The organism is Mycobacterium sp., assembly GCF_051006775.1.
Classification (GTDB): Bacteria; Actinomycetota; Actinomycetes; order Mycobacteriales; family Mycobacteriaceae; genus Mycobacterium.
The window spans coordinates 1-3744 of the sequence record NZ_JBPCSX010000145.1; the positions used below are offsets into that span (position 1 = coordinate 1).

At 65.8% G+C, this 3744-nt stretch carries 4 protein-coding genes and 2 pseudogenes; 3 read left to right on the forward strand and 3 right to left on the reverse strand.

Annotated features, from left to right (window positions below; genetic code table 11):
• The 3 genes and pseudogenes from ACR2JI_RS09885 to ACR2JI_RS09895 all read left to right on the forward strand — a co-directional run.
• Positions 1 to 470 (forward strand): annotated as a pseudogene (locus ACR2JI_RS09885) (NAD(P)/FAD-dependent oxidoreductase); the annotation flags it as partial.
• Between the two features lies 1 nt (position 471).
• The gene (locus tag ACR2JI_RS09890) at positions 472 to 930 is read left to right on the forward strand and encodes a DUF2834 domain-containing protein (RefSeq protein ID WP_526389902.1); all 459 of its coding nucleotides are present in this window, start codon (positions 472 to 474) and stop codon (positions 928 to 930) included.
• 65 nt (positions 931 to 995) lie between these two features.
• On the forward strand, positions 996 to 1544 hold the full coding sequence (locus ACR2JI_RS09895) for an FKBP-type peptidyl-prolyl cis-trans isomerase (RefSeq protein WP_526389905.1): 549 nt from the start codon (positions 996 to 998) through the stop codon (positions 1542 to 1544).
• 5 nt (positions 1545 to 1549) lie between these two features.
• Here the strand turns inward: ACR2JI_RS09895 and ACR2JI_RS09900 are convergent, their stop codons facing one another.
• The 3 genes and pseudogenes from ACR2JI_RS09900 to ACR2JI_RS09910 all read right to left on the reverse strand — a co-directional run.
• A complete protein-coding gene (locus ACR2JI_RS09900) occupies positions 1550 to 2203 on the reverse strand; it encodes a L,D-transpeptidase family protein (RefSeq protein WP_526389903.1) in 654 nt (217 codons plus the stop codon).
• 77 nt (positions 2204 to 2280) lie between these two features.
• Complete coding sequence (locus tag ACR2JI_RS09905; RefSeq protein WP_526389904.1) at positions 2281 to 3243, reverse strand: tocopherol cyclase family protein; 963 nt, start codon at positions 3241 to 3243, stop codon at positions 2281 to 2283.
• Between the two features lie 38 nt (positions 3244 to 3281).
• A pseudogene (locus tag ACR2JI_RS09910) lies at positions 3282 to 3744 on the reverse strand (fatty-acid--CoA ligase); the annotation flags it as partial.

Consider the following 3744-nt stretch of genomic DNA (forward strand, 5'->3'; position numbering starts at 1 on the left):
GGTGGGGCGAGGTTCCGGAGAATCCCGCGCTGTCGATACAGATCCCCTCCGTCCACGATCCGGAGTTGGCGCCCGACGGCAAGCACACCGCCAGTGTGTTCGCCTACGCCTTCCCCACCGAAGCACCCCGCGAGGAGCACGGCCGACTGAAGAACGAGATGGCGCAGCGGGTAATCGACAAGATCAGCCGGTACGCGCCGAACTTCCGGGACATCGTGCTCCGCCAAATCACCTTCGCGCCGTACCACATGAACACGATGTTCGGGGCCCCCAACGGTGACTACTGTCACGGGCTGCTGCAGCCCGAGCTGATGGGCCCCAACCGGCCCGGCCCCCGGGGTTTCCTCGACGAACCGATACCGATCGAGGGTCTCTATCTGGGCGGGGCAGGTTGTCACGGCGGGCCGGGGATCACCTTCATCCCCGGTTACAACGCGGGCTACCAGGTGCTCGCGGATGCGGGGCGCTGAGATGATATCGCTGATCATTCACGCCATCCTCGGGGTTCTCGTCGTCGCCTTCATCATGCGGTCGAATCCGGCTATCTTCCGCAGCACGAGCCCGGCGTTATCGGGATTGGAGGGGTTGTTCTACGTCATCGGCGTCGCCTCGATTCCGCTGTGCTGGTACTTCAACTACCGCTACGTGGCCGAGTACGGTGCGGCGTCCACCAATCCGTTCGTCGGACCCGGCAGTTGGATGCAGTTCATCGAACTCGGCTACGCCAACCCGGCGTCCAGCTCGGCGAGCGCGGATTACACAATCGCCAATGTGCTGCTGCTCCCGCTGTTCACCATCGTCGACGGCCGCCGCCGCGGGATCAGGCGTCCGTGGTTGTACTTCGTCGCGAGCCTGTTCACCAGTTTCGTGTTCTCCTGGGCGTTCTACCTGGCCACCGTCGAACGCCAGCGTCGTCTGGGCACCGTGTAGCGTCTCGAGTCGTGAACTTCACCGCACCCATCGCCCTGGCGGCCAGCGCCGCCGCGCTCGTCACGATGATCTCCGGCTGCTCATCAAAGACCGAGACCTCATCGCCGAGTTCGGCGTCGGTTACCCAGATGGCCACCACACCGGCGTCGCCCGACGGAGGCTGCCCCTCGCTGGCACCGGACAAGACCGGCGCAGCGGAATGGACCCTGACCGGGACCACCGGCAGCGTCGCGGTCACCGGATCCACCGACAGCACCGCGCCCAGGGTCGACGTCACCGCTCCCTTCGAGGTTGCTGCGACGCAGGTGCACACCCTCAAAGCAGGCAGCGGACCGGTCGTGGCGCCCACGGCGACCGTAACTGTCTGCTACATGGGCGTTGACGGACGCGACGGGCACGTCTTCGACAGCAGTTACAACCGCGGCGAGCCGGCTGAATTCCCGCTCGACGGCGTCGTGCCGGGCTTCCAGAAGGCCATCGCCGGACAGACGGTCGGTTCCACCGTCGCCGTTGCCATGACCGCAGCAGACGGCTACCCCCAGGGCCAGCCCCGAGCAGGCATCGCGCCGGGCGACACCCTGGTCTTTGCGATCAGGATTCTCAGCGCCTCGTAGCAGGGTCAGCTGGCCTTGACCAGACCCGGGCTGCCGACGCCGATGGTGATCCGCGGCGACTGCGCCGGGTCCAGCCAGGTCAGCACCGACTTCATCTCGTCGCGGCCGATCGCCACGCAGCCCCAGGTGGGTGAACCATCGGTGACGTGTAGGAAGATCCCCGACACCTTGCCCGGGATGCGATTCGGGTTCACCGCGATGTTGACCGCGTAGTCATATACCGGGCCCGAGTCATACAGGTTCTCGGTGATGGCTGACGGATTATTGGCGGAGCGCACGTGGGTGTTGTAGGTCGGCGAGGACGCGTCCTCGTCCCACCAATCCTGTTTGGTCGCCTGGAAATACGGCAGTTTGGTGCCGGGGTTCGGCTGACGGCCGAATGCCTGGTCGAAGGCGAAGGTCCCCACCGGGGTGCGATGCACGCCGTCGGCGCCCTCGCCGACGCCGACATCGCCCACCTTCGCGGTGATCGGACCCAGGACGGCCTTCCACTCCTCGCCCACCTTCTGGTAGGCGGTCAGGGTTCCACTGGTCGCGCTCGCGGCCGGCACTCCGACGACGATCCACTGCTGCGGTGCCGCGGCAACAGGCGTTGGTTCGGCCTGGGCGGGGGCAGCGAACGGGAGACCCAGCAGGGCGATGCCGATGGACGCGAACATTTTGGACAGCTTCACAGCACTCCCGGGTTGGTCGATTAACTCATACGAGCCTAATCGCCCCTGGTCACAGAACTGTTTCAGCCAGGTCGCGTGCCGACCTCAAGTCCAGCGAGTTCGGAGGTACCGTCGAACAGGAGCCGCCCCCGTTCGCGCACCGTGCACCGCATGCGCGCCCCCAGATGCTCGAAGTCGGTGTCGATATTCTGCCGCTCCGCCGGCATCGGAACCGGAAGCACGTGCGGCGGCAGGTGGCGGCCGTCGCCCTCCAGTTCGATCTCGTATCGCGCTGAGCGGCCCCGGATGATCCAGTGGTTCTCCCCCAGTTCCGAGCGCACCAGCACCGGCGGGGTCATCCGGATCACCTTCGAACCGATCCGGACCACCACTCCATTGACATCGCGTGCGATCGGGCCCAGTGAGAGCAGCCCGCCTGAGAAAGCGACACACACATCGTCGTCGCCGAAGTCATGCGCCTGTCCCCACCACCACCGCAGCGGGAAACCCGCGCCCCAGTTCCGCTCCGCGTAGACCTTGGCGCCGTCGAATGTCCAACTCTCCCCAGCGTATTCGACGGTTCCGGAGGCCTTCCCACCCAGATGATGCGGGTGCCAGTACTGGTTGAGGAACGGAATCGCCGAGAAGATCCCGCCGCCACCGAAGGCTTTGGGCCAGACGACCGGGTCGCGGACCTCCATATCGAGGCGAAGATCACCGAGTTCGAAGTGGATGCGGTCCCGTGTGACGGTGAAGCGTCCGTTGTCGTCGCCGGCGGTCACGGCGTACGGCGAGTTCTGGGCGCGAGCGTTGGGCAGTGCGCCGGAATAAACCACATCGCCCGGGTGAACGCATACAGCCGCAGTCGACCAGTCGCCGTCGGGATGGCGGTTGACGCTGCACAGCGCCACCAGCACCCGGCCACTGGCCGCGTCGGACACGCGCCAGAACCAGCCCTCCATCTCAGTGCCGTGCGAGGGCATCGGATCACCGAAGGGCACATCGGCACCGGTCCGGCGGTACAGGTCAATCAATCGTGAGGCCATCGCTCCTAAACATAACCCGCGGGTCGATACCCGAACGGCTACCGCTGATGACCTTTTAGTGACCCCTCGAGGTACTGCGTGCGGCAGGCGCGGCGTGCCAGCTTGCCGCTGGTGGTGCGCGGGATCGAACCGGCCGGGAGAATCCGGATATCCGCGACAGTGACGCCATGCCGCTGGTGCACCGCTGTCCGGATCGAATCGATCGCCGGTACCGGATCGGATCTACTTGTCCCCGTGGCTCTTTCAGCGATGATCACCAATTGCTCTCCCCCATCGCCGCTGGGCGCGCTGATTGCCGCGACGTACCCGCGGCGCACCAGCGCCGACGCCTCGGCGACCGTTGCCTCGATATCCTGCGGGTAGAAGTTGCGGCCGTCAATGCTCAGCAGATCGACGATGCGTCCGGTGACGTAGAGCTGTCCATCAACGAACATTCCCAGGTCACCGGTCCGCAACCAGGTGGCTTCCGGCTGCACGCCCTCGGCACGGCTGGCCGTCGGC